Raw genomic sequence first — 24918 nt, forward strand, 5'->3', positions numbered from 1 at the left:
GGTGATGCCGCGAGAGGCACGGACGGGGGTGTCAAGGAAACGGCCTTGCGCGTCGATGGCTCGCAGCCGAAACCGCGTCCTGCGCTCGTGCAGGGCCGCGAGTCTGGCAAAGGCGTGATGCGGGAGCATGCCGCCGAACAGGTCCGGGAAGGGGGGGGGGGGGGTCATGCGATTATTTCCCAATGGCCCGTGTTGTCCGGACCGGCACTTGTACGGGAGCGGGTCATGAAGTGGAACGGTTGATAGAGTGAACTGAGTGAGGCAAGTCTTGGGAATGGGCTCAAACCTCATGTTGGCGCGGCACATGTTGGTGCGGCTTGTCTTTGGGGATTGGAGCAATTTCAAGAGAACCGTAGCCATTCCTATCCGGTAGGGAGGCCTCTCCGAGGCCTCCGCGAGCGTAGTGTGAGGATGCGAAACTCATAGGTGTTTGGGACGTGGTTTCGGAGGTCTCGGACGGAGCGCAGCAGCGCGGAGATGGCATCGCCAAAGGCGATGGCCCGAAGGGCTGCCCTCGGCAGAGGGCACAAAGGCCTCCCTACCGTTAAGACATCGGCTGTGCTTTTCCTTCTGCCTTGCAGTCTGCTGTGTTATGACAGCCGCCCAACCATCACCCACCATGACAAACGAGCGACTCGCAGGATTCACGCAGCACAAAATCGATACCGGCGAGGCCGTCATTAACACCTTCGTGCGCGGCAGTGGCGAGCCGTTGCTGATGTTGCACGGTTATCCGCAAACCCACCTGATGTGGCACAAGGTGGCTCCGGCCCTCGCGGAGAATTACACGGTGGTCTTGACGGACTTGCGCGGATACGGGGACAGTTCTTGTCCGCCGGATGGCGAAAATCACCTGGGCTACAGCAAACGGGCCATGGCGCGGGATCAGGTGGAGGTGATGCGCCAGTTGGGGTTCGAGCGTTTTTATCTGGCGGGGCATGACCGGGGGGCGCGGGTGTGCCACCAGATGCTTTTGGATTATCCCGAAAAAGTGCGCCGGGCGGTGCTGCTGGACATCATTCCGACATCGGAGATGTATGCGCGGACGGACAAGGAATTCGCCTCGATCTACTTTCACTGGTTTTTCCTGATCCTGCCCAACGACCTGCCGGAGAAGTTGCTCGCGGGTAATCCAGAGGCGTGGATTCGCCGGACCGCCGGCAGTCTGGGATCGCGCGGAGGCGGCGATGCCTTCCCTGAAGACGTGATGGCGCACTACGTCGAAAAATTTTCCAATCCGGCCGTCATCCACGCCACTTGCGAGGACTACCGCGCCGGTGCAACGGTGGATCTCGAACATATCGCGGCAGCCGGAGCCAGAGGGAAGATCCCCGTGCCCCTGCTTGTGCTATGGGCCGCGCCGTATTTGCGCAATTTGAGTGAACCTGATGTATTGGGAATCTGGAGACAACACGCCGCGGACGTCACCGGTTATCCGGTTCCCGGTTGCGGCCATTTCATCGCCGAAGAAGCGCCGGAGGATACCATCAAGGCGATCAGGCATTTCTTCGACGACAAGGGGTGAGAGGCACCTCCAGCAGAAGCGGGCGAGACGCCCGCGCCACTCCGTTGTAGGGGCTTCGCTTGCGAAGCCCGCGACTACGTTTCGGCCTGCGCCTGCTCTTCTGGTATTCGGTAAATCCGTCCGGCTGGCGCGGGCGTCGCAAGCGACGCCCCTACAGCGGGCGAGACGCCCGCGCCACTTTTTCTGCCAATCCTTCGTCGTGTCCCATCACTCTATTCGCAGGTGAACGTTCCGGCGGAGGTTCGGACGTCCTCCGTGAGATTGCCGATTTCGTCGATAAACACGCGGGTCTCCTCAAGCGCATAGGCCGGCGTTTCGCCGAACGACAGGGTCAGCACGGCGTCGGTTTCGCCGAACGCATCCCGCGTGATGAACGTCACACGGACAGCGCCATCCGCAGTGTCCTCAACGGCGAGGTCTTGCAACGAGCCGTCGGAGAAATCCAAAACGCGTGTTTCGCCGCTGGCGGCGTCGGTCAGGCGCAAGAGCAACTTGCCCGTGCTCAAGAGCGTTTTGAGTTCGGCAGCGGAGGCGGGCAAAGGCGGTGACGAAAGCAAAGGGGAGACAGTCACAAGCTGGCTCCAATCCGTGGTGACGTTCGGCAAGTCCGGGTTATAGGTAGCCATTTGCCCGCCTCCTGTGATTGTGGTGACAACTGGCGCGGTGTCTTTAATCAGAAATTCGCAATCGGTGACTTTGAACGATGCGCTTACGCTTTTGCCGCCAATCTTGAAAGCCACCTTGCTACTGGTGGTGACCGTGCCCCGGCCAAAGCTGGTGAACGTGAGCGACCATATGCCGCTTTCCTTGTAGCCTTCCTGTTTGTTTTCGAGCGTGTATTTCACGGTCGCAGTGGTCGCGCTTGAACGCTTGTAGGTGAACGTGCCGGAGTAGCCAGTGACATAGGGCAGCATGAATTTTCCGGGAACGGTGACACGCATAATGTCGCCGCTTTTTAGGTAGTCGTTGAAGAGGTCGTTGGTGAGCATCGAGCCATCGGGTAATTTCACGGGCTTTGTCAGGGTGAGAGTCCTGAGGACTCCGGCATCGTAAGACATATATTGCCCGGCGGCGATGCTTGCAGGCGCGAGTTGCTGGTTCACTGTCACGGAAGTCTCGGCGGAGGCGGCGTAGTTTTCGCCGGCGAAATTTTTGACTACGACGCGGTAGCGTCCGGTGTCGGTCGCGTAGGCTTTTTTGATGGTGAGTTTGTTTTTTTTCGCTCCGGCGATGGAGTGGCCGGTGGCCTTGTCCGTGCTGTCTTCAACGTTCACCCACTGCCGCGAGTCCTCGTCGAATTTTTGCCATTGGTAGCTGAGCGTGGCGCTGCCGCCGGCTTTCGCTGAAAGTGTGACCGTGCCGCCGTCGTCCACGGTTTTGTTCTTCTTGTTGGAGGGGTCGGCGTTGTTGGTGATGACAACGTTGCCGGGCACGGTGTAGGTTTTGAGTGTGATGGCTTTGGTCTTGAGCGTGGAGACGGGTTTGCCCTTGGCGTCGGTGGCAACGGTTTCGACCACGCAGTTGATCGAGACTTTTTGCGTGCGCAGGTAATACATGATGCGCGCGGCCAGGTCCGCCGAGACGTAATACGTGTCGGTGCGCACATTCGTCGTGTAGGTGTCGAGGAGTTCCTTGCCCGCATACCAATTGTAGCGCAGCAGCGGGCGGTCGCCCGTGGGCATGTCGTTGAGCTTGATGGCGAATTGCACGCCTTGCGGCACATTCTGGACCCGCATTTGTTTGTGGTTCTCGTCGTAAAGCGTGATGGTTGTGTCCGCACCGATGACGGTGTTTGGGATGAGTTTGCCCTTGGCGTCGCGAACGGGGGCGTCGGGCGTGGCCACAAAGGCCTCGCCGAGTTTCAGGGGGCTTTTGATGAAATCGACGATGAAGGATGCTGTTTTTTCGACCGTGTTTCCGTCGGTGTTCACCCAGGTCAGCGTGACGGTGTATTTGCCGGAGCCATACAGGCCGGCAGACGAGGCGGCATAGGTGGCCTTGGTCGCTCCTGCGATGGTTTGGCCGACGCTGTTCGTGCCAGTGAAGGTCCAGGTGTATTGCGGTTTCGTGCCGGACTTGGGTTTGTCGGCCCCGGTTTTGGGGAGGGCGGGGGCGGTGAGTGTTATCGTTTTGCCAGCAAGTGCGGAGAGGACGGTTCCGGTGTTGACGGTGAGGGTTTTGGTCGCGATGCGCCCGTCGGGCGCGGTGGCGCGGATGCGGTAGGTATCGGTGTCGTTTTTGCCGGCGAGGCCTTTGAGTTCAAGGTAGCGGTTGCCGTAGGTGAGGGCGGCTTCGGTCGCGCCGCCTGTGATTTTCTGGACGAGGTTGCCGGAGGCGTCCACGAGCGCGAAATCGAGCGTCGGGCGCGCGGCTTCGACGGTGACAAGGTATTGCTGGCCGCTGTCGTTTTCGTAAACCGGGACGGTGTTGAACCAGCCGACTTGATATGCACCGATGTCGTAATTCACCCAGTCAAAGAAATCCATGCCGCTTGCGAAATACGTGCTCACACATTCGTCGGCGACTTCGGCAAAGGGGAAGAAGCCGCCGTTGGTCTGCTCGCCGCCGGCGGAGATCGGTGCGAGCGGGGTGGTGTTGTTGCCGATGTTGACGAACCACTCGCTCGTGGCGCTGTTGGGTTCGCCGGTCTTGGCGAGGGCGATGGTGCCTCGGGTGTTGGCGTGGGCGGGCGTGTAGGGATCGTCTTTCGCGGGGGCGAAGCGTTCGATCGAATCCCAGGAGCTTTGGGTGTTGCTGTTGTAACGGTAGCCGCCGCCTTGGACAACGAAGTCGTATTCGCTGCGGTGAATGGCGGTGCCGTCATAGCGCAGGGCTTTGACGTATTTCAGGAAATTGTCGTGCGCGTTGGGAGCCCAGTCGCGGTGGAGGATGAAATCAATGCTGTCGCCCGTTGAAAAATAGAAGCGGACTTTTTGGGGGGCGGGGTTGGCGAGGTCGTCGAAATACTCGGTGAGGTTGATGTATTGGTAGTCGTTCTGCTTGGCGCCGACGTTGGTGGTCGGGATGTTTTGGGCGTTGATGGCGGGCGCGGCGGCACGGAGTGCGGACGGGGCCGCGAAGGCGCACACGAGCACGAACACAAGCGCAGGGAACAATGTGGCGAGGGAATCGGAGGGATGGCGTGGAGTTTTCATATCGAGGAGTTCGGAACGAGGGGATGCGGGAGGGATGAGGGTGTTTTTGGGGATAATGTCGCCGGTTACTTGCCTTCGTCCTTGGCGGGGGTGGCTGGTGAGGCCGGGGTTGGCAGGATTTCGGCGGTCCCAAGCTGAGGGGCAACGGTCGCAGGCGGGACGGTCGCGTCGCTGTCAGGGCCGGGGTCGCGGTCGGCGTAAAGGAGCGTCCAGAGGGGGTCGATGAGGGTTTGCGGGGCCTCAAAGATGAGGTTGAGGCCGGGGGAGGGGGAGCCGATGAGCTGGGTGGTGCCTCCTGCGCGTTCGGCAATGAAGAGCGTGACGGTGGGAGGGGGGGGGGGGGGGCACCTGCCGGAGAGGGGGACGGTGGTGTGTTGGGGAGGCTGCCGGGGGTGCCAGGGGTGAGGTCGAGGCGCCAGGCCCAGGGGCGTTCGCGTCCGTTGACGGTCACGGTGCGGGCGAAGCGTTCGCGGGTGATGGCGCGGGCTTCAATGCGGGGGACTTGGGCGAGGAGTTGGGTGAGGGCGGCACGGCGGGCTTCGGGTTCGGCAGCGAGGGCTTTGTCCCAGGTTTCGCCGGGGGCAAGGGTGCGGTCGTAGATGGTTTTGTCGCCGTCGGCTGTGGTGAGGGTGAGCCGGGCGAGGGGGGTGCTGGCAGGGAGGATTTGCAGGGTGCGTTCGCGGTAGGCGAGCGGGTCAACGGGGAGGTTTGCGATTTCGGGCGAGACTTCATAAATGAAGGGTTGCCCGACGAGGCGGGCATAGAGGGAGCGGTCAGCGGCGGCGCTGCGGCCAAATTCAAGGACGAGGGTGCCGGTGGCGGGCAGGGTGCCGGGGGAGGCGGCGATAGAACCGACAGGGGGGGCGAGGGTGAGGGTGAGGATGCGTTCGGGGAGGTTGAAGCCGTAGGTTTCGAGGTCGGCTTTGGAGGGGGCGTCGTTGACGAAGCGTTGGGCTTGGAGGAGGGTGATGTCTTGCACGAGGCGGGCGACGCGGGGGCTGTCGGCCGGGGTGGTAGTGGTGGCAGCGGACGACGCGGGCGAGGGGTCGCGGCGGAGGAGTTGCCAGCCGGTGTCGGGGGTGGAGCCTTCGATGTGCTGGAGGGTGATTTCGGGGGCGGAGGGAATGGCGGGCGCAGAAAGGGTGAGGGCAACGATGTCGCGGGTTTCGAGGTCGAGGATGTTTTTGTCGCGGAGGTTGGTCTGGGCGTCGTTGAGGGTGGTGATGAGGCGGGGGTTGACGCGGGTGGTGAAGAGGACGTCAGGGCGGTCGGCGTCGCGGCGGGTTTCGTTGAGGGGTTTTTCGAGGCGGGCGTAGCGTTCGGTGTGTTCGTCGTTGTTTTCTTTGGGGGCGTCGGCGGAGACGGGGTTGCCAATGAGGAGGGTTTCGCGGCGGTTGTTGCCTTCAAGGGTGATGCGGAGGGCGTTGGGGCCGAGGCCGGTGCGGTCGTTGGTGGTGGCGGCGGTGGTCTCAAGGAAGCGGGTGACGCGGAGAGCGTTGAGGTCGTTGATGGTGAGTTCGGTGTCGGTCTTGGAGGCGCGGGCAACGATGGGGGCTTCGAACATCCAGCGGGCGTGTTCGCGGCGGAGGCGGAGGCGGGCGGCGGTGGCGCTGGTCTGGAGGTTGAGGGAGCGGACTTCGAAGACGGGGATGGTGAAGACGGCGTCGGAGAGGACGTCGGCGGGGGTGAGGGGGAGGTTGGCAATGAGGTTGGCGTTGATGACGTGGATGCGGTCGCCGGTGCGGACGTAGAGGCGGCTGCCGACGGCGGTGGCGCGGCCTATGATGAGGGTGCCGCCAAGGGGGGGGGCGCCGGGGATGGTGGAGGGGGCGGTGTAGGTGAGGGTGAGGCCGGGTTCGGCGAGGCCGAAGTCGGCAAGGGTCTGGCCGCTGCGTTCGGCTTCGGCGAGGGAGAAGCTGGTGTCGTGTTCGAGGAGTTGGAGTTGGGTGAGGATGCGGGAGACGGCAAAGGTGTTGGCGGGCCAGCGGATGGGGGTGGTCAGAGTCCAGAGGTCGCTGTTGGGTTCGCGTTCGAGGCGGAGGCTGCCGCCGGGGCCGGAGAGGGTGAGGGTGTCGATGCCGGCGGATTCGGGGCCGAGGACGCGTTTGCGGACTTGGAGGGCGGCGCGCTCGGCGCGCCATTCGCGTTCGAAGAAGAAGATGAAGGCGAAGAGGGCGGCGTTGAGGAGGACGAGGATGAGTGTGACTTTGGTGCGCATTGGGCGGCGGAAGAAGTGGCGAGTAGTGGGTAGTGAGTAGGCTGGCTGTGTGGAGTGGGGCGATGGTGGTGTTTAGCGGCGGCGGGTCCAGTAAACGATGAGGCCGATGAGGGCGGCGAGGGCGGGCAGACCAAAGACGAGGGCGTAGCGGAGACGGGCGATCTGGGCCTGGCTGAGAGTGAGTTGGTAGCGTTGGATGGGGCGGGGTTGGATGTTGAGCTGGGTGTCGCGGTCGATGAGCCAGTTGATGGAGGAGAGGATGAGGGAGAGGTTGCCGCCGGCGGCGAGGCGTCCGTTGGCCACCCAGTCGGCGCCGCCGTAGGCAACAATGCGGCCGCCGCGAATGCTGAAGGGGAGGTTGGAGCGGGCGGTGGCGCGTTCGGCAGCGGTGCCAACGGCGAGGGGGCCGGAAATGTCTATGCCTTCGTCGTAACGGGGGGCGGTTTGGAGGTTGAGATAGTTGCGTTCGCCCCAGGCGTGGCCGGTGGTGGCGAGGAGGGGGGTGACTTTGAGGGTGGGGTCTTGCGGGGTGCCGTCTTGCGTGGCGCCAAAGGCGGGGCGGACTTGGCGCGAGGGGCCGAAGCGGAGGGAGATGCGGTTTTCGGAGAGGTAGCGGGTGACGGGGTGCTCGGCAGCGGCGGTGGCGGGGGCGAGGATGAGGTCGCCGGTGTCGCTCTGGCCGGCGGCGCTGGGGTCAATGATGAGGACGTCGTTGACGTGAATGCCCCAGTCGTAAAAGAGGGCTTCGAGGCCGTGGGGATAGGAGGGGGCGAGGAGGACGAGGAGGCGGCCAGCGCGGTTGTTGAGGTAGCGGCGGAGGATTTCTTGTTCAGCGAGGCTGTAGCGGCCTTGGGGACCGGCGATGACGACGAGGGCGGCGTCGTCGGGGATTTCGGGGGTTTTGGTGAGGTCGTATTCGGTGAGGATGTGGTTGCGGGCAACGAGTTCGTCCTTGAGCAGGGAGAGGCCGCGGCGGGCGTCGGTGTCGGTGAGGCGCATCTCGCCGTGGCCTTCAAGGAAGTAGATGCGTTTTTTGTCGGCGCTGGTGACGTTGAGGATGGCGGCAGTGAAGACTTGTTCGCCTTTGAAGGCTTGTTTTTCGCGGTTGCCGATCTGGTAGAGTTCGTCGAGGCCGATGATGCGGCGGGAGTTGCCTATGACGAGGATGGTGTTGGGCTGGTCAATGCCGTAGGCTTCGGCGTCGCGGCGCTGGCGGTAAACGTCAATGTATTCGACGGTGATGGGGTTGTCTCCAGTGGCGGCGACTTCGGCGTAGTCGCGGAGGAGGTGGGTGACGTCGCGGTAGGCTTGGACGACTTCCTTGTTTTCGCTGTCGGGGGTGAGGGTGATGATGATTTTGACGGGGGCGGGCAGGGATTTGAGATAGGAACGGGTTTCGGGCGAGAGGGAGTGGAGGCGGTTTTGCGTGAGGTCGAAGCGCCAGCCGTGGTTGAGAGCGAGGTAATTGAGTCCGCTGACGAGGGTGAGCACGAGCAGGGCTTGGAGAATGAGATTGGTCGTGCGGAGCCAGCGGGCGGTGCGGAAGGTCATGGGAGAAAGAGTAGCGGGTAGCGAGTAGGTTGGCTGTGTGAGGGGGGGGGGGGGGGGAGGGGGATTACGAGTGGAGGATTTTGGCTTCGACGCCGAGGATGCTGAGGATGAGGGCAAGGGCGGTGCCGCTGATGTAAAAGAGGATCTGGCGGGTATCGACGACGCCGCGGGTGAAGTCGTCGAGGTGTTGGAAGATTTGCGCATACTCGACGATTTGCCGCATGGAGGCCATGGCTTCGGGTTTGAGGAGGTCGAGTCCGGCGGCGTAACGCAGGCCAATGATCGTGGCGAAGAGGAGCGAGAAGGCCATGATGCCAGCCACGGCCTGGCTGCGCGAAAGGGAACTGGCAAAAACGCCAATGGCGACAAAGAGCAGTCCGGAAACGGCCACGAAGAGATAGCCGCCAATGAGGGAGCCGGGGTCAATGAAACGGGCTTCGCGCGCGAATCTTTGTAGTATCCAAAAAAACCCTCCGGTGGAGGCCCAGAGGCCGGTGTAGAGGACGTAGGCGGCGGCATACTTGCCGAGCACGACTTCGGCGGTGCTGACGGGGGTCGTGAGGAGGGTTTCAAGGGTGCCGAGGCGGCGTTCTTCGGCGAGGCATTTCATGGTGAGGAGCGGGACCATGAAGAGAACGGGAACCCAAAAGAGTTGGAAAAACACGCCGGAGGGCGAGGTTTCCTGGGCCGCCGCGCTGTAGCTCTCCAGCACGCCGGCAAAGATGAAACCCATGAGCATGAGAAAGAGCACGGCGGCAATGTAGGTGCCGGGGCTGACCAGCAACATGCGCAGTTCGTGGCCGAAGATGGTGAGGAAGTGTTTCATGGAAAAAGCTAAGATGCTGAAAAGCTAAAAGCTGAAATGGTTAGATTTTGGGGATGGCGGAGCCTTGCGCCGGAGCGACATCCCAAGTGCGGCGGGTGGCGGCAAGGAAAACGTCCTCAAGCGTGGCCCGGTTGGGAGCGAATGCTCGCACGCGCAGGCCGGGAGCGCTGGCGAGGGCGGCAAGGATTTTTTCCGCAGTCGAATCAGCGGCGGCGGCGGGAGGGGGGGGGGGGGGGGGGAGTGGCGCGGGCGTCTCGTCCGCATCAGTGGCGGCGATGAGGTTGACCTGGCCGTGATAAAAACCGTCAGGCGCGGGAGCGCTGGGGAGGGTCAGGTTGAGGGCGGGATTGACGGTGGAGAGCACGCGGGCGACTTCGGAGGGATCGCCCGCGAATTCGATGTCGTAGTGCGGGGGGCCGATCAGGTCGCGGCGGAGTTCGGCAGGTGTGCCGGTTGCCACGAGGCGTCCGCCGTTGATGATGAGCACGCGGTCACAGGTCATCTCGATCTCGGGGAGGATGTGGGAGGAGATGAGCACCGTCATGCGGCCACGGAGGCTGGCAATGAGGTCGCGAACGATGAGGATTTGATGCGGGTCGAGTCCGATGGTGGGCTCGTCCATGATGATGACGGGGGGCTCGGCGAGGATGGCTTCGGCAATGCCGACGCGCTGGCGAAAGCCTTTGGAGAGTTTTCCGAGGATGCGGTGGCGCACGCGTTTGAGGTCGCACAGTTCGAGGACTTCATCGATGCGGTGGCCGAGTTTGCGGCGGGGAACTTCTTTGAGGCGTCCGCGGTAGTGGAGGTATTCGGAGACGCGCATGTCTTCGGGGAGGGGGTTGTTTTCGGGCATGTAACCGATGAGTTGTTTCACGTCGCCGGGGTGCGAGGCCACCGAGGTGCCGCAAACTTCCACGCGTCCGCTGGTGGCCGGGAGATAGCCGGTGAGGATGCGCATGGTGGTGGACTTGCCCGCGCCGTTGGGGCCGAGGAAGCCGATGATCTCGCCGCGCGCGACGGTGAAGGACACGCGGTTGACGGCCGTGACGCCGGCGTAGGTCTTCACCAGGTTTTCAACGATGATGGCGGGTGTGGCGGGAGGCGGCTGCGGTGACTGTTGCGATGGCGTGTCGGACATGCGCAGGCACGTTCACACGATGGCCCGCAGATCGAAAGTGGAAAATAAAGCAAAACGAGGGCGACAGTATGAGCTTGGGGCAGGCGGGGGCGGTGCGAAACTCCGGCGGCGAGGCGGCATGGGATATCAGTAGGGCCAGTAGTAGTTTCGGTTGAGTATTTTGCCGGGTCCGAAACCGCGAACGCTTCCGTCGAGGAAGACGGCTTGGCAAAGGCTGTTGTGGCGGTAACGGAAATAGCCGGTGCTCGCCGCCGTGTCGTCGTCAGGGTCGGTGGCGGGCGAGAGAATGGCGTCCGGGTTGGACGGGATGGGACGCGCGTTCCAAGTAAAACCGTGGGATGCACTTTTGGATTCCAAGGAGGAATTTTGAGCGCCGTCCGCAAAGAATATGATCTGCGAACGGTCGGGAATGGCATCGAGACGGGGTTTGGGTGAGGTGTCGTTGAGCGCGGTCAGCGTCTTGTTGATGGAGTAAGTGAATCTTGGATACTTGATGCGCGGCGGCACGGGGATTTGCGAGGCGGGACAGATAAACACGGGCAGCGTGGCGGTGGTGCCCTGGTCGCTGGTCTCGCCTCCGACCCAGGGGCGCAAGAGCCAGTTGTAGCCATTGTCCTGATTGTTTCCGCGGTACGGAAACAGGGTTCCGCGGTTTTCCTCCACATAGAGAAGACCGGCGACGCCAAGCTGCCGGAGGTTGCTGCGGCAACTCGCTGCGCGCGCGGTGGAGCGCACCCGCGAAACGGTGGGGATGAGTATGGCCGCGAGGATGCCGATGATGGCGATGACGGTGAGCAGTTCGATCAGGGTGAAGCCGCGCGCAGTCGCGGCGGACGGTTCTTTCAGGGCAGAGTTCATGGATGGGACGGGTTGGATGGTGGTAGTCCGTATTCGGGGGTGGAGCCGGCGAGGCGGTGGAGAGCCTTGCGCATGGCCCATGCGTTGGCCGTGCCGTTCATGTCGCTCTGCGGACCTGCGCGGGCGACACGACGGGGCGAGAGCCAGAGATCGTTGGGCGAAATGTAGTAGCGGCCAACAAAGCTGGAAAAAGCACCGTCGGGACAGCGGTAGCGTTCGAGTTCGATGAGCGATGTGTCGATGACATCACGCAATTCGGCTGGCGCGAGAGGGTGTCCGGTCTGGCGTACGAGGCTTGCGAGCATTTCGGCGGCGTTGCGGATGAAGAAAATTTTGTCCGTCACGGGTTGGCTTCGATACCAGGCGACCGTGCTTTTTCGCAGTTGGGCGGCGAAGGGGATGGGACGGCCAACGTTGTTGCAAAAGGAAACGAATTTGAAGGCCCCCGAGAGGCGCACGCTCATGGGGCCGCCTTTGACGAGTCCGGTGTCGGGGTTTTGGCGGGCACGGACGTTGCGCAAGGCTTCGTCAACCAAGGCGCGTTGCAACACGGGTTCTTGGGCGCGAATCAAGCGGGCCTGCGAGGAAAGCTGGTCGAGCGCGGTCCAGGCGTTGTCCCACGGGCGCTCGTCCAGCCACTTTCGGAAGGCGTCAGCCGAGGCGAGGTGCGCGGGAACTGTCGGGGAGGCAGTCGCGGCGGCGGTCGTTTTGCGAATAAACGAGAGGCTTATTCCCGCTGTGGCTGGTTTTGTGTCCTTTGGCCGGCGTTCTCCGGGCAGCGGATGGAGCGGTTTGGCGCCGAGATGGCGGAGTCCGTTGACGGAAAAGAGAAGCGCGCGGCCCATCGTCCGTGTGTTGTCTTTCATTTCCGGATACGCGGGATCAGAGAAGTATCCGGTTTCTGGATCCTGACGTGATTGGAAGAAGTGGACGAGGGCGTCTTTTCGTGCGGGCGGCAGGGTGGCAAGTTGTCCGGCGTCATTGAGCATCAGCACGGCGAAGTAGGTGGACTGGATGTCGGCCTCGTAGGGGCGGTCTTCGCGGCCTTGTTTCAATCCGGTTGTTTCAAAGAAACCGCCGGTTTTTTCATCGGCGAGGCTTTGTATCCAAGGAACCACTCCAGAAAAGGCGGCATCTAGACGGCGGAGTGAACGGGTTGTGTCCGGCGCGTCATCCAAATGCTGCGGTGTGGCGCTGGTGTCGCTTGCGTGCGCTGCCAAGGTTCCGGCTGCGAGGAGTGCGAGCGAGGCAATACTGGCACGGATGAGAGAGGGATAGTCTTTGGGGTGCATGATGCGGTGAGAGCGGATGCCGGGCCGGTAAGGGAAGGGCGAAGGTCAACTTTGGCGACGACGGCGAAGCCAGAGGCAGCTTGCGAGAACGCTGAGGGCGAGCAGGAGGGCGGTGGTGGCAGGTTCAGGAACGGGCGCGGGGGTGAGCGTGCCGTTGAGGGTGATGTTGCCGATGTCGAGAGATCTGCCGGTGCTGTCGGTTTGGATGTAGATGCGGAATTCGACTTCGGTGCCGCCGCTGATGTTTGTGTAGGCGGCGGCGGACGACAGGGAGGCGAAGGAGACGGAGTAGTCTTTCAGGCCAGTGGTGCGGGCGGGAAGCGTTCCGCCACTGCCGCTGTAGTCCATCCGACCGCTGAGAATAACGTCCGTTGTGGAGGTGAATCCGGTGAGGTTCGAGAACACATAGAAGGCGCGATAACTGGCGCTACCGCCGCCCGCGGCCTGAAGGGAAATGGAATCGAGAGCGAGGGTCTGCCCGGGGGCAACGGTGAGCTTGAGTGAGAGGTAGGTGGCGTTGGTGAGGGCGGTGGAAACGGAGTAGGAGGTTTGGACGTATTCAGAAGCGGAGGGCATCAGGGTAATGGCTCTGTTGGCGGGATTGCTGTAATTGTAGCTGTTGTTGGCAAGGTGGTTGAGCGCGAGCGTGTCGGCATTGATCCCGGCGGCAATGCTGGCCGGATTGGGCGCGAGGAGATCACTGGTGTTTTCAAAATCGTAAGTGACGAGTGTTGCGGCTGTCACGGCCACGGAGGCGAGGCAGGATAGGGCTGCGAATGCGAGAGACTGGATGAGTTTGGTGTTCATGGCGTGGAGTTGGCGTGTTTTTGGGTGAATGATGTCCGCTGGATTGCGGCGTGTAAGGTTGTCCAGCTTGGCCGTCTGTGGAAGGAGGTCGAATGCCTCGTAATGCACGCTTGTGCATTATTTGATTATCTGCTGCTTACGAAACATGGATATTTCTTCCGAGAGGGTGACCATCCAACAGTTGGCGCAGCGTCTGGAGCTGCATCACAGCACGGTGTCGCGGGCGTTGAGCGGGCATCCGAAAATCGCGGCAGAGACGAAGCGTCGCGTGCGTGCGTTGGCGGAGGCACTGGACTACCGGCCCGATCCTTATCTGGCGGGTTTGTCCGCCTACCAGAGGAGGCGGCAGGCGGCGCATTTCACCGGCACGCTGGCATGGGTGACGAACTGGCCGACGCGCGATGGGTGGCGGAGTAATCACGCATTCCCGCAGTATTTCGAGGGAGCGCGGCAGCGGGCGGAGGCGCTGGGCTACAAGGTAGAGGAATTCTGGATACGCGAGCAGGGGCGGAGCACGGGGGCGGCGTTGCGGGTGTTGCAGGCGCGGGGTGTGCAGGGGCTTTTGCTCGTGCCGCAGCCGGAGTCACACACGCGACTGGAGGCGGATTTGGCGCGCTTTTCGGCGGTGACGTTTGGGTTCACGCTGGAGTCTCCGGCCTTACACACGGTGACGAGTCATTCTTACCGGACAATGATCGCGCTGCTCGAAAAACTAGTGGAGCTCGGATACCGGAGGCCGGGCCTGGCGGCTTCGGCATTTCACGAGGAGCGGGTGAACCGGATGTGGTCGGCGGCGTTTTGGGCGTTCGAGGCGCGGCGGGGAAAGCGGCGCGGTGTGGTGCCGCCGCTTATCATGGGGACGCCGACAGCGGCAGAACTTCAGGCATGGGTCAGAAAGCACCGGCCGGATGTGGTGATTATCACCGATCTCGTGGACATGCGCACGTGGCTTGAGGAGGGCGGCTGGAAAATCCCCGATGAGATCGGCGTGGTGCCGACGATCACGTCGGACAATTCTTGGTTTTCCGGCATGAACGAGAACGGTCCCGTCATCGGCTCGGCGGCGGTGGATTTGTTGGTAAGCATGTTGCACCGCAACGAGCGCGGAGCCCCCGCGCATCCGCAGCGGGTGATGATCGACGCGTCATGGGTGGATGGATACAGCGTGCGTAAGGCAGACAATTGATATCTCCATGCTGGAGACGCGGCATAAGAACGAGCGATGAGCCAGACGTTTTGATTCGCGTATCACAGTCAGATTCGCATGAAAATGAGGTTGTTAATTTCTGCCCTCCCCCCCCCTCTCTCTAAGCCGATGAACACGAAACAGGAAGATTCTACCGAACAAAATGAGCAGATGATCTGCCCCTCGTGTCAGACACCAAATGAGCCATTCGCGCGGCATTGTTCTTCATGTCATTTCCCCCTCGATTCCACGGTCATGTTGGGTCCATTGGGACAGATCGAAGCTCAAGGGATCGCATGTCGCGCAGCGACACTGGGCAATCCTACGCTTATAACCGTTATTGGCATTTGGTTCATATTCTTTCCGATTTTCGTTGCTTCCGGATGCATCGCTGCCGCCGAAATACTGGGAAATTCCGTTCCATATTTTGGCACTGGCTCCCGGCTCATAAGCGTGATCATGCCAACTTTGTCAGTAGTGCTATCGCTTGTTATACTCTACAAAACTACGGCGAATTATTGGAGGCAGCGCAGATCCAGAAAAAGCACTACGCAGGCCTGATCGGGTGGAAATTTATGTCGAGGTATTCAGTTCGCGTTCCTTCTCGGTTTTGAGGCGGAGCTGGCCGCAGGCGGCGTCGATGTCGTGGCCCTTTTCGCGGCGCAAGGTGACCGACACGCGGGCGGCGCGGAGGACGTCCGCAAAACGTTCTTGGCGCGTCAGGCTGGGACGCTTCCATAGGAGACCTTCAACGGTGTTGTAAGGGATGAGGTTGACGTGGGCGTGCAGGTCGCGGGCGATGTAACAAAGCGCCTCGGCTTGCTCGATGGTGTCGTTGACCTCCTCGATAAGGATGAACTCAAGAGTCACCATGCGGCCGTTTTTCTCGGAAAATGTCTTCACCGCCGGGATGAGTTTGGCGAGCGGGAAGGCCTTGTTGACGGGCATGATTCGCTCGCGGACTTCGTCGGTCGCGCCGTGCAACGAAATGGCGAGCCGGATGCCGAGGTCTTCGTCGGCGAGCTTGAGGATTTTGGGAACAAGTCCGCTGGTCGAAAGCGTGATACGACGGGCGCCGACTCCGAGACCCCACTCGGCGTTGACGATGCGCAAGGCGCGCACGATGGCGTCGTAATTAGCCAGCGGTTCGCCCATGCCCATGACCACGATGTTGTCGAACGACGCCAGCTCGGAACGTGCGCGCGGCGTGCGGGCATCCTCGCGGTAACACACATGCAGGAGCTGCGCCACGATCTCACCGGCGAGCAAATCGCGCTTGAGCCCGGCCAGACCGGAGGCGCAAAACGCGCAGGCCATGGCGCAGCCAACTTGCGTGGAAATGCAGATCGTCTTGCGCGAATGCTCCAGCCCCACGCCATCCTGCGGAGCGCGGATGATAACCGTTTCGACCAGCGAAGCATCGCCGAGTTCGAGGAGCAACTTGTCGGTGGCGTCGTGAGCATCGTGCGACTGCTTGTCGAGGACGAGCGCGGCGGGGATCAACACAAACGTCTCCGCCAACCACGCGCGCAAGGCCTTGGAAAGATTGGTCATGTCGTCCCACGAACGGGCGCGTTTTTTGTAAACCCAGTCGAGGATCTGCCGGGCGCGGAAAGTCTGCTCGCCGTGCTCGCGCAGGCGGGCGGTGAGCGAGTCAAGGGTCTCGCCGGTCAGAAACGGCTTGGCGGGCGTGAACTTCATGGTTGGCGAAGAGAGTCGGTGTGCGCACAACAGCAGGCATCCCGGAAACCGCAAGCGCGTGAAAATCCTCCAACGACACATCTTCCTCAGCGTCCTCACCACCTGCTTCGCGGCGGTGCTCCTGTTCACCTTTGTCCTCATCGTGGGCAACGCACTCAAGGATCTGCTCCAGTTCGCATTGGCGGGCCAGATCACCATGCCCGACATGGCCAAACTCCTGCTCCTGCTGGTGCCCTATGTGGTGGCGTTTGCCCTGCCCATCGGCGTGCTCACGGGCGTGTTGCTCGTGCTGGGGCGGATGTCGGGCAACAGCGAGATCACCGCCATGCGCGCCGCCGGGCTGGGCATCGCGTTCGTGACGCGCCCGATCCTGTTGCTGGCAGTGGCCGGGTCGGTTATCTGCCTTATTGTCAACTACTACTACATGCCGATGACACGGAAACCCTATAAAAACATGGTCCCCAACATCGTGCGCAGTGATCCACTCAAGCTGATTACAGCCCGCACATTCCTCCGGGAATTCCCCAACGCCGTCGTTTATGTGGACGAGAAGGACGGCACCGTATTGCGCGACCTGTGGGTGTGGGAACTCGACCGGGACAAACGCGTGGTCCGCGCCCACCACGCCCAGGAAGGCGAACTGGCTTACAACGAAGAGAGCCACAAACTAGTCCTGAAGGTGCGCGAGGGCACCACCGAACTGCGCGACCGCGACGATCCCGAGGCGTTTAACAAGGTCGTGACGGTGTCCACATTTGGGAGCGCGGAATTCGAATTCTCGCTGAGCAATTTGTTCGGGCGGATCACGACGCGCCAAAAACTCGACTGGATGACACTCGAGGAGCTGAAAGCGCAGCGCGAACAACTTACCGCAGCACCGGACGCCGACACCCCAGAGGGCCAAATGCGGCGGATGCAGGTGGACGTGACCCTTAATAAAAAGGCGGCAAATGCGCTGGCGGTGCTGGCCTTTGCGCTGATCGGCGTGCCTCTCGGCATCAAGGTGTCGCGCCGCGAGACGTCGGCCAACCTCGGCATGGCGTTGCTGTTGATCCTCATCTACTACATGCTTTCCGGTGTGGCTGGCTGGCTGGAAGCCTATCCGCGATGGCGACCCGACTTGATCGTGTGGGTGCCGCCCTTGTTGTTCGCGGGCTTTGGCGCGTGGCTTCTCAGCCGTTTGGGACGAATGAAATAAGGGAGGATTAAAAAAACATTTTTAACCGCGAATGAACGCGAATAGACGCGAACTTAGAAAGACCGATGAAATGAATAGTTATTTAAATATGAATCTATTGTGTTCTTATTCGCGTTCATTCGCATTCAGTCGCGGTTGGTTTGTCGGATTGGGGAAAGAAATTTTTAGGTATTCCCATAACAGAACGCTCAAACGTCATTCCTCATAATGTCCTCCCCTCCCCCCCCCCCCCCCTCCCCTGTCGGGCCGGAGGTGCTTGTGCCCGTTGTCAGCACCGACACCATTGCTGCGCTTGCCACGCCTGCGGGCACCTCCGCCATCGCCGTCATCCGGGCCAGCGGTCCCGCCTGCGCGGAACTCGTGGCGGCTCTTTTTCCCCCCTCCCCTCCCCTCCCCCGCCGCGCAACGCATGTCGATTACCACGATGTTGCGGGCAAACTGCTCGACGACGTTCTCGTTACCTGGTTCCGCGGCCCCCGTTCCTACACCGGCGAAGACAGCCTCGAAATCGCCTGTCATGGCAACCCGCTCATCGCGCAACTCATCCTTGCCGACCTCTTCCAGCGCGGCTGCCGTCCCGCCGAAGCGGGCGAGTTTACCCGCCGCGCATTTCTCAACGGACGCATCGACCTTAGCCAAGCCGAGGCCGTCATGGACCTCATTCATGCCCGCAGCGAACGCGCCCTCGCCGCCGCCAATCAGCAACTCCGCGGCAGCCTTGGCCGCCACCTTGCCACGCTGACCGACGCCCTCCTGCTCGTCCTCGCCCGCATCGAAGCCTACATCGACTTCCCCGACGAAGACCTGCCCGATGAAGACCGGCGCATCGTGGCCGACGAACTCGCCAGTGTTCTACGTGGAACAAATCAGCTTCTCGCCACCAGCCGCTACGGCGAACTTTTGCGCGAAGGCATCAAAACCGTCATCATCGGCGAGCCCAACGCCGGCAAAAGCTCACTCCTCAACCGCCTCGTCGGACGCGACCGCGCCCTCGTCAGTCCCGAGCCTGGCACCACCCGCGATTTCATCGAAGAACTCATCATTATCGGTCCCCATGCCCTCCGCCTCATCGACACCGCCGGACTCAACCCGACCCCCGGTGCCATCGAGAAACTCGGCATCGACAAAACCCTCGAACGCGCCGCCGAAGCCGATCTTTTTTTGTGGGTTCAGGACGCCACGCTCCCCTCCCCTGCCCTGCCCCCTGAAATCGCCGCCCGCCTCACCCCCGCCAACGCGATCATTCTGCGCAACAAAACCGACCTCCTTGAACGTCGAACATCGAACATCGAACGGCCAACATCGAACGTCCAAGGTCCAGTATCCAACGCCCAACCGAATCCGATGCAGGGAACTGACGGCGAAGCCGCTCATTCGATGTTGGATGTTCGATGTTCGATGTTCGACGTTCGACGCGAAGCGTCGCTCTCTGTCTCCGCCCTCACCGGTGCCGGTTTCGACGAACTCGCCTCCGCCATCACGACGCTTGCCGACGCCCTTGCCCAAACGACCGGCGACGAACTCATCGCCATCAATGCCCGCCATGCCGACGCTCTTCGTCGCGCCTTGGATTGCCTGACTGCCGCCCAGTTAAAACTCTCATCTGTGGCACCTACCGAGCTCCTTGCCAGTGACTTGCGCGGCGCGCTCGATGCCTTGGGCGAGATTGCCGGCAAAATCGACAACGAACGCATGCTCGACCACCTCTTCGCCACCTTCTGCATCGGCAAATAACCGGGAAATAAAACCGATTTTTAACCACTAATGCACACTAATGGACACTAATAGCCAGATGCCGGAATTGTTTCAACAAAAAGGAGATAACTTCATGTCGGCATGCTTTGAGGTTCACAACACATTGGGGAGCGGTTTCCTTGAAGAAGTTTATCAAGAAAGCCTTGAAATGGAGCTCACCGAGCGGGGCATCCCTTTCGTATCCAAATCCCGCCTACAACTTTACTACAAAGACCGTCTGCTCAAAAAATATTACGAAGCCGACCTGATCGTCATTGGAGAAATTCTGGTGGAGCTTAAGGCCGTCAAAAAACTCCTGCCCGAGCACGAGGCCCAACTCATCAATTACCTGAAAGCCACGCGCAAACACGTCGGTTACCTTGTCAACTTCTGCTCCTTCCCTCGCCTTGAATGGAAGCGCCTCGTTCACTGATCCCTTCCTGCACCCCTGCACTTCCTTCCTTCCGTATTAGTGCTCATTAGTGTGCATTAGTGGTTAAAAAATTCTGTCTTTCCCTGTGATCTACAATCCGACTGCACCTTTTGATGTCATTGTTTGCGGCGCCGGCCATGCCGGTTGCGAGGCCGCGCTGGCTGCCGCACGCATGGGAGCCAACACCCTGCTCGTCACCGGCAACGTCGATACCATCGCCCAAATGAGCTGCAACCCGGCCATCGGCGGACAAGCCAAGGGTCAGATCGTCCGCGAAATCGACGCTCTCGGCGGCGAAATGGCTATCAACACCGACCTCACTGGCATCCAGTTTCGCCTCCTCAACGAATCCAAAGGCCCCGCCGTCCAGTCACCCCGCGCCCAGTGCGACAAAAAAGCCTACCAATACCGCCTCAAGCACACCCTCGAACTCCAGCCCGACCTCCAGGTGTTTCAGGCCACCGTAGCGGGGTTGATCTACGAAAACACCACCGCCGGGCGCAAAGTCATCGGCGTGCGCACCAATCTCGACATCGAATTCGTTGGACGAACCGTGGTCGTGACGACCGGCACTTTTCTGCGCGGACTCATGCACATTGGCGCGAACCAGAACGAAGGCGGCAGGGCAGGGGACTTTTCGGCCAAAACGCTCTCCGCCAGTTTCCTTGAGGCAGGCATCGAACTCCAGCGCCTGAAAACCGGCACGCCGCCGCGCCTCCTTGGGCGTTCGCTCGATTTCAGCAAAATGGAGCCTCAGCATGGCGATGCCCGTCCCACGCTGTTCGCGTTTCACGACACCCGCGACCCGCAGGACTTGTTCCACGTGGAACAACGTCCGCATCCATCCCCCCCCCCCCCCCCCCCCCCAACGCAAACCCGCCTCGGCTGGGCTCCCGGCAGCAACCAACTTCCGTGTTGGATGACCTACACCACTGCCGACACCGCTCGCATCGCCCGCGAAAATCTCACCCGCTCGGCCATGTATTCAGGCAACATCACCGGCACGGGGGCGCGCTACTGTCCGAGTTTTGAGGACAAAATCGTCCGTTTTGCCGACAAACCCCGCCATCTTCTCTTTCTCGAACCCGAGGGACGCTCCACCGACGAATACTACGTCAACGGCCTTTCGACCTCGATGCCCTTTGACGTGCAACTCCAACTCGTTCGCAGCGTGCCCGGCCTCGAAAACGCCGTCCTCATGCGCCCCGCCTACGCCGTGGAGTATGACTTTGCCCCGCCCACCCAGTTGTTCCCCTCGCTCGAATCCAAGAAAGTCGAAAACCTCTTTTTTGCCGGCCAGATCAACGGTACTTCCGGCTACGAAGAGGCCGCCTGTCAGGGACTCGTCGCGGGCGTCAATGCCGTCAACAAAGTGCGCGGCGCGGCCCCGCTTATCATTGCCCGGCACGAAGCTTATACCGGCGTGCTCATCGACGATCTTGTGACCAAGGGCACGACCGAACCTTACCGGATGTTCACCAGCCGCGCCGAATACCGCCTGCTTTTCAACCACGGCAGCGCCGAACTCCGCCTCCTGCACCACGCCCGCGCGCACGGCCTCGTGTCCGCGACGCGTCTGGCGCGCATTGAGGAGAAAAAACGCCGGATCGAATACTGGATCACCACGCTCGAAACCACGCGAATCCCAGCAGATATCGCAGCCACGGCAGGGCAGGGGACTTGGGGCGATTTCATTCGTCGCGCCGGATCGGCGGCAGGGCAGGGGAGGGGAGGGGAGGGCGGTAGGGAGGCCTCTCCGAGGCCTCCGTCTGATGCGGAAAATACAATCGAAACACAGGAGCCTTCGAAGCGTGTTGACGGAGGTCTCGGAGAGACCTCCCTACCGTTGCCGTCCGACTTCACGGCGCTTCCTGACGAGCTTCGTCAGGAGGTTCTCTACCGCGTCGGCTACAAAGGTTATTTGGAACGCGAGCAGCGACAGATCGAAAAACTCTCGCACGTCGAAAAAATCAAAATCCCTCCGGATTTTGATTACCGTGCAGTTCGCGGCCTGCGTCTTGAGAGCGCGCAAAAACTGATTGCTGCCCACCCTTACAACCTCGGTCAGGCGAGTCGGATCAGCGGCGTCAACCCCGCCGACATCAGCATCCTCATGGTCGCGCTCGCCGCCCGAAATGCCCCGGCGGGCGGCAGGGGCGCGACTGGAAGCATAGAACAGGACAACGGCTGCCGCCATGCCTGAACTCGCTGAAGTCGAATTTTTCCGCAAACTCTGGAATCCAGGCATTGGCGCGGCTGTCGTCCGGGTGCTGACGCATCCGCGGGCGCGGGTGTTTCGGGAATGCGAAGGCGGTGCAGACGAACTCGCCCGATTGCTCACGGGCGCGGTGCTTGATGGCTCCGAAGCCAGGGGGAAACAGATGATTTTTCGTTTTCGCACCGACGGCGGCGGGCATAAGTGCGATGACGTTTATGTCTGGCTTGGTATCCATCTTGGCATGACAGGCGCATTGCGCATGCAGGGGCCGTCGGAACAATTCAGGCAGACGGCGTCCGATCATCTCGCGCTCGTGCAGGCGGAGCGGGTGCTGGTGTTCAACGATCCGCGCATGTTTGGCCGGGTGCGTTTCGCAACCGGAGCAGAGCCGCCTGACTGGTGGATATCACTGCCGCCAGAGGTCGTGTCGCGTGAATTTACAGTTGATGGGGTCGCGGCGTTTCTAAAACGGCGGTCGCGGGCTCCGATCAAGGCCGTGCTGCTTATGCAGGAGCGTTTCCCGGGAATCGGCAACTGGATGGCCGACGAGATTTTGTGGAGGTCGGCGATTCATCCGCGGCAGTTGGCGGGCGAATTGACTCCCGCTGAGATCCGCAAGCTCTGGCGGGAAACGCGTTGGGTGTGTGAGCAGGCGCAGGCGACGATCGGCGAAACCTACGCCGATCCACCCTCGACGTGGCTTTTCCCGCATCGCTGGGAGGACGGGGGCAAATGCCCGCGCACCGGCGCGCCGCTTGTGCGCGAACAAATCGGCGGGCGCACCACTTGCTGGTCGCCCAAACGGCAGCGGTTGCGCATGGCGAAGGCGGCGGCGCATGGGTGACGGGCCGGGGAAACCATGATGAAGTCTTTGTCTGCCAAGATCATATCGTAAATTAACTACAGCGTCACAGAGCACACGGAGAATATCCCGCGAGCTTTCGCACCAAGTCCGGCAGCGCCGCCGTGATGGGCGAATCCGCCAGAAATACGGCTGCGTCGGCCTTGTGTCCGCGCGCCAGCAGGCTCGCATAAACGTGCAACTCAAACTGCAATCGCAAGGACTCCGCTGCGTTTGTTTCGCCGAATGCCGATAGAAAAAAGATCAACGCTTCGATGGTCGAAAAATGTCCGTCGCGGTGCTGCGAACGCAGCCAGTAACGGCTCTGTTGTGCCGGCATCGTCAGGCTCACGCGCTGGCCCCAGCCTTCGACGTGGCGCAACATCGTGTTGGCCTGCGACCATGTGCCGTCGATCAACAGCACCTGCAAGTCCCGCGTCGGCGGAACCGGCGTCATGTTTGCGATGGGTTCGCCGCGCGGATGGAGAATCCAGAGCACGCGTTGTCCTCCCGCCGTTGTTTCGCGCGCCACCGACTCGCGCGACGGCAGGCGTTCGTGGTGGAACACATGGCGTCGTGCTTCCGGCATTACACGCTGGATCAGGTTGCCCGTGCTGGTGGGCCGGTGGATTTCGCCCGAGTGCATGAGCACGTCCACGGCCACGCTGGTATCCACATTGTAGATACCTTCGCAGATGCACCATCGCGGCGCGATCTGGCAGCGCGGGCACCGGACGGTGCCATGAAGGACAACACTTCGAGCCATGCGTCCGAACGTGGCCGCGCACATCGAGCCCGGCGATTCCAATATCGGGGGGGGGGGGGGGGAGGGGAGGGCGGGTCTCCTGACCCGCCAGACGGCGCGAAGCGCCGCAATTCCGGATGTGCGCGGCTGCGCCGCGTCTGGCGGGTCAGGAGACCCGCCCTCCGATGCCCGCTTGCCGAAGATTGAATCGCCCTGCGCGCCGGATTCCGTTCCTTGTCTCCGTTTCGATTCATGACAGATATCAGGCAACGGTTTCGAGACGGTGCGGGCATCCCGGCCTCGTTGGTCTTTCTCCTGGCTTTCGCGGCGGGGGCGACCGTGGCCAACATCTATTACAGCCAGCCGCTGCTCAATGCGATCGCCGGAGCATTTGGCACGAGCGTGGCCGCCACGGGCGTCATTACCGTGGCCACGCAACTCGGTTACGCGACCGGATTGCTGCTCATCGTGCCGCTGGGCGACACTTTTGAACGGCGGGGATTGATCTGCACGTCGATTCTGGCCTCGGCGGGCGTGCTGCTGGCGACGGCGTTCTCGCCGACGCTGCCTGTGTTGGTCGCGCTCAGTTATTTGTTGGGACTGGCGTGTGTGTCGCCGCAGTTGATCGTGCCTTATGCCGCCACCTTTGCCGCGCCGGAAAAGCGCGGGCGTGTCGTCGGCACGGTCATGGGCGGGCTGTTGGTGGGCATCCTCGTGTCACGTTCGGTGAGCGGAGTGGTGGGCGCGCATTTCGGCTGGCAGGGCATGTATTTTATCGGCGCGGTCGCGATGGTGCTGCTCGCGACCGGGCTGCGCTGGAAACTGCCGCCGCAGCCTCCGCATCAACCGGTGCGGTTGCGCGAATTGTTGGTATCGCTCTGGCCGATACTGAAAGGGGAACCGGTGTTGCAACGCCATTTGTTGATCGGCGCGGCGGGGTTTGGCGCGTTTAGCGTGTTCTGGACGACGCTGTCGTTTTACCTCGCGGCCCGTCCCGAACACTATGGCAGCGAGGTGACGGGTTTGTTTGGCTTGATCGGCGTGGCGGGGGCGCTGGTAGCGCCGGTGTCGGGGCGCTTGTCCGACCGGTTTTCGGCGCGGGTGGTCAACGGGGTGTCGCTGGGGATGATCGTGATTTCGTTTGCGATGATGGCGCTCGCGGATCGTACGCTGGCGTGGCTGGTCGCCGGGGTGTTTTTTATGGATGCCGGCGCGCAGGGGAGCCAGATCTCCAACCAGAGTCGCATCTACGCGCTGTCCCCTGCGCTGCGCAACCGGATCAACGCAATCTACATGGTGGGCTATTTCATCGGTGGTGCCATCGGCTCGGCAGCGGGTTCATGGGCGTTGCAACATGGGGGCTGGGCGGGCGTCTGCTTCGCTGGCGGCGGTTTCGGCGCGCTGGGTCTGGCGGCGCTGTTCATGCCTCTGGGCGGGGGACGGCGGGAAAATTGAGGGGAGACGTGGATGTCCGCATTGCCGGCGGTGCCGG

At 61.7% G+C, this 24918-nt stretch carries 19 protein-coding genes; 9 read left to right on the forward strand and 10 right to left on the reverse strand.

Annotated features, from left to right (window positions below):
- The first annotated feature begins 619 nt into the window (after positions 1–619).
- Positions 620–1525: an alpha/beta fold hydrolase gene (locus OBACDRAFT_RS09985; protein ID WP_232766971.1), complete on the forward strand. Its 906-nt coding sequence runs from the start codon at positions 620–622 to the stop codon at positions 1523–1525.
- 212 nt (positions 1526–1737) lie between these two features.
- Here the strand turns inward: OBACDRAFT_RS09985 and OBACDRAFT_RS25255 are convergent, their stop codons facing one another.
- From OBACDRAFT_RS25255 to OBACDRAFT_RS10025, 8 genes are all read right to left on the reverse strand, one after another.
- Positions 1738–4506, reverse strand: a complete 2769-nt coding sequence (locus tag OBACDRAFT_RS25255; protein ID WP_232766999.1) for a peptidylprolyl isomerase — start codon at positions 4504–4506, stop codon at positions 1738–1740.
- Positions 4421–6898, reverse strand: coding sequence for a DUF4340 domain-containing protein (locus OBACDRAFT_RS26445; protein ID WP_043585243.1), 2478 nt, complete (start codon positions 6896–6898; stop codon positions 4421–4423). Before OBACDRAFT_RS26445 ends, OBACDRAFT_RS25255 begins: the two co-directional genes overlap by 86 nt.
- Before the next feature lie 72 nt (positions 6899–6970).
- Positions 6971–8449: a GldG family protein gene (locus tag OBACDRAFT_RS10000; RefSeq protein ID WP_043585244.1), complete on the reverse strand. Its 1479-nt coding sequence runs from the start codon at positions 8447–8449 to the stop codon at positions 6971–6973.
- A gap of 64 nt (positions 8450–8513) precedes the next feature.
- Positions 8514–9275, reverse strand: coding sequence for an ABC transporter permease (locus tag OBACDRAFT_RS10005; RefSeq protein ID WP_043585247.1), 762 nt, complete (start codon positions 9273–9275; stop codon positions 8514–8516).
- Between the two features lie 40 nt (positions 9276–9315).
- Positions 9316–10413 carry an ABC transporter ATP-binding protein gene (locus OBACDRAFT_RS10010; protein ID WP_052361633.1) on the reverse strand — a complete coding sequence of 366 codons (1098 nt, stop codon included), beginning with the start codon at positions 10411–10413 and terminating at the stop codon, positions 9316–9318.
- Between the two features lie 126 nt (positions 10414–10539).
- Entirely contained in the window at positions 10540–11271 is a 732-nt protein-coding gene (locus OBACDRAFT_RS10015; RefSeq protein WP_043585249.1) for a prepilin-type N-terminal cleavage/methylation domain-containing protein, read from the reverse strand.
- On the reverse strand, positions 11268–12563 hold the full coding sequence (locus OBACDRAFT_RS10020; RefSeq protein ID WP_052361635.1) for a hypothetical protein: 1296 nt from the start codon (positions 12561–12563) through the stop codon (positions 11268–11270). The genes OBACDRAFT_RS10015 and OBACDRAFT_RS10020 overlap by 4 nt, the downstream gene beginning before the upstream one ends.
- 45 nt (positions 12564–12608) lie before the next feature.
- Positions 12609–13370 carry a PEP-CTERM sorting domain-containing protein gene (locus OBACDRAFT_RS10025; RefSeq protein ID WP_052361696.1) on the reverse strand — a complete coding sequence of 254 codons (762 nt, stop codon included), beginning with the start codon at positions 13368–13370 and terminating at the stop codon, positions 12609–12611.
- Positions 13371–13515: 145 nt separating this feature from the next.
- Here OBACDRAFT_RS10025 and OBACDRAFT_RS10030 point away from each other — a divergent pair, with 145 nt between their 5' ends.
- Positions 13516–14556 carry a LacI family DNA-binding transcriptional regulator gene (locus tag OBACDRAFT_RS10030; RefSeq protein ID WP_043585251.1) on the forward strand — a complete coding sequence of 347 codons (1041 nt, stop codon included), beginning with the start codon at positions 13516–13518 and terminating at the stop codon, positions 14554–14556.
- Between the two features lie 573 nt (positions 14557–15129).
- Here the strand turns inward: OBACDRAFT_RS10030 and rlmN are convergent.
- Positions 15130–16257 (reverse strand): dual-specificity RNA methyltransferase RlmN, encoded by a 1128-nt coding sequence (gene rlmN, locus OBACDRAFT_RS10035; protein WP_043585253.1) that lies wholly within the window; start codon positions 16255–16257, stop codon positions 15130–15132.
- A 58-nt stretch (positions 16258–16315) separates the two neighbouring features.
- Here rlmN and OBACDRAFT_RS10040 point away from each other — a divergent pair, with 58 nt between their 5' ends.
- The 5 genes from OBACDRAFT_RS10040 to OBACDRAFT_RS10060 all read left to right on the forward strand — a co-directional run bounded on the left by OBACDRAFT_RS10040 (position 16316) and on the right by OBACDRAFT_RS10060 (position 22684).
- The gene (locus OBACDRAFT_RS10040) at positions 16316–17455 is read left to right on the forward strand and encodes an LptF/LptG family permease (protein WP_232766974.1); all 1140 of its coding nucleotides are present in this window, start codon (positions 16316–16318) and stop codon (positions 17453–17455) included.
- 207 nt (positions 17456–17662) lie between these two features.
- On the forward strand, positions 17663–19189 hold the full coding sequence (mnmE, locus tag OBACDRAFT_RS10045; protein ID WP_052361637.1) for a tRNA uridine-5-carboxymethylaminomethyl(34) synthesis GTPase MnmE: 1527 nt from the start codon (positions 17663–17665) through the stop codon (positions 19187–19189).
- 40 nt (positions 19190–19229) lie between these two features.
- The gene (locus OBACDRAFT_RS10050) at positions 19230–19622 is read left to right on the forward strand and encodes a GxxExxY protein (protein WP_043585255.1); all 393 of its coding nucleotides are present in this window, start codon (positions 19230–19232) and stop codon (positions 19620–19622) included.
- Positions 19623–19707: 85 nt separating this feature from the next.
- Complete coding sequence (locus OBACDRAFT_RS10055) at positions 19708–21825, forward strand: tRNA uridine-5-carboxymethylaminomethyl modification enzyme MnmG/GidA (protein WP_043585257.1); 2118 nt, start codon at positions 19708–19710, stop codon at positions 21823–21825.
- On the forward strand, positions 21818–22684 hold the full coding sequence (locus OBACDRAFT_RS10060; RefSeq protein ID WP_043585259.1) for an Fpg/Nei family DNA glycosylase: 867 nt from the start codon (positions 21818–21820) through the stop codon (positions 22682–22684). Before OBACDRAFT_RS10055 ends, OBACDRAFT_RS10060 begins: the two co-directional genes overlap by 8 nt.
- Before the next feature lie 64 nt (positions 22685–22748).
- Here the strand turns inward: OBACDRAFT_RS10060 and OBACDRAFT_RS10065 are convergent, their stop codons facing one another.
- Positions 22749–23447, reverse strand: a complete 699-nt coding sequence (locus OBACDRAFT_RS10065) for a tRNA-uridine aminocarboxypropyltransferase (RefSeq protein WP_043585456.1) — start codon at positions 23445–23447, stop codon at positions 22749–22751.
- On the opposite strand from OBACDRAFT_RS10065, the gene OBACDRAFT_RS28150 reads away from it, so the two are divergent.
- Positions 23446–23682, forward strand: a complete 237-nt coding sequence (locus OBACDRAFT_RS28150; protein ID WP_157837013.1) for a hypothetical protein — start codon at positions 23446–23448, stop codon at positions 23680–23682. The genes OBACDRAFT_RS10065 and OBACDRAFT_RS28150 overlap by 2 nt on opposite strands.
- Positions 23679–24881 (forward strand): MFS transporter, encoded by a 1203-nt coding sequence (locus OBACDRAFT_RS10070; protein WP_043585260.1) that lies wholly within the window; start codon positions 23679–23681, stop codon positions 24879–24881. The genes OBACDRAFT_RS28150 and OBACDRAFT_RS10070 overlap by 4 nt, the downstream gene beginning before the upstream one ends.
- The last annotated feature ends 37 nt before the right edge of the window (positions 24882–24918 follow it).

This window comes from Geminisphaera colitermitum TAV2, assembly GCF_000171235.2.
GTDB lineage: Bacteria > Verrucomicrobiota > Verrucomicrobiia > Opitutales > Opitutaceae > Geminisphaera > Geminisphaera colitermitum.

Coding starts and splice junctions, on each gene's coding strand:
- OBACDRAFT_RS09985 (WP_232766971.1), top strand. CDS start 620: ATGACAAACGAGCGACTCGCAGGATTCACGCAGCACAAAATCGATACC.
- OBACDRAFT_RS26445 (WP_043585243.1), bottom strand. CDS start 6,898: ATGCGCACCAAAGTCACACTCATCCTCGTCCTCCTCAACGCCGCCCTC.
- OBACDRAFT_RS10000 (WP_043585244.1), bottom strand. CDS start 8,449: ATGACCTTCCGCACCGCCCGCTGGCTCCGCACGACCAATCTCATTCTC.
- OBACDRAFT_RS10005 (WP_043585247.1), bottom strand. CDS start 9,275: ATGAAACACTTCCTCACCATCTTCGGCCACGAACTGCGCATGTTGCTG.
- OBACDRAFT_RS10010 (WP_052361633.1), bottom strand. CDS start 10,413: ATGTCCGACACGCCATCGCAACAGTCACCGCAGCCGCCTCCCGCCACA.
- OBACDRAFT_RS10015 (WP_043585249.1), bottom strand. CDS start 11,271: ATGAACTCTGCCCTGAAAGAACCGTCCGCCGCGACTGCGCGCGGCTTC.
- OBACDRAFT_RS10020 (WP_052361635.1), bottom strand. CDS start 12,563: ATGCACCCCAAAGACTATCCCTCTCTCATCCGTGCCAGTATTGCCTCG.
- OBACDRAFT_RS10025 (WP_052361696.1), bottom strand. CDS start 13,370: ATGAACACCAAACTCATCCAGTCTCTCGCATTCGCAGCCCTATCCTGC.
- OBACDRAFT_RS10030 (WP_043585251.1), top strand. CDS start 13,516: ATGGATATTTCTTCCGAGAGGGTGACCATCCAACAGTTGGCGCAGCGT.
- rlmN (WP_043585253.1), bottom strand. CDS start 16,257: ATGAAGTTCACGCCCGCCAAGCCGTTTCTGACCGGCGAGACCCTTGAC.
- mnmE (WP_052361637.1), top strand. CDS start 17,663: ATGTCCTCCCCTCCCCCCCCCCCCCCCTCCCCTGTCGGGCCGGAGGTG.
- OBACDRAFT_RS10050 (WP_043585255.1), top strand. CDS start 19,230: ATGGACACTAATAGCCAGATGCCGGAATTGTTTCAACAAAAAGGAGAT.
- OBACDRAFT_RS10060 (WP_043585259.1), top strand. CDS start 21,818: ATGCCTGAACTCGCTGAAGTCGAATTTTTCCGCAAACTCTGGAATCCA.
- OBACDRAFT_RS28150 (WP_157837013.1), top strand. CDS start 23,446: ATGCGTCCGAACGTGGCCGCGCACATCGAGCCCGGCGATTCCAATATC.
- OBACDRAFT_RS10065 (WP_043585456.1), bottom strand. CDS start 23,447: ATGGCTCGAAGTGTTGTCCTTCATGGCACCGTCCGGTGCCCGCGCTGC.
- OBACDRAFT_RS10070 (WP_043585260.1), top strand. CDS start 23,679: ATGACAGATATCAGGCAACGGTTTCGAGACGGTGCGGGCATCCCGGCC.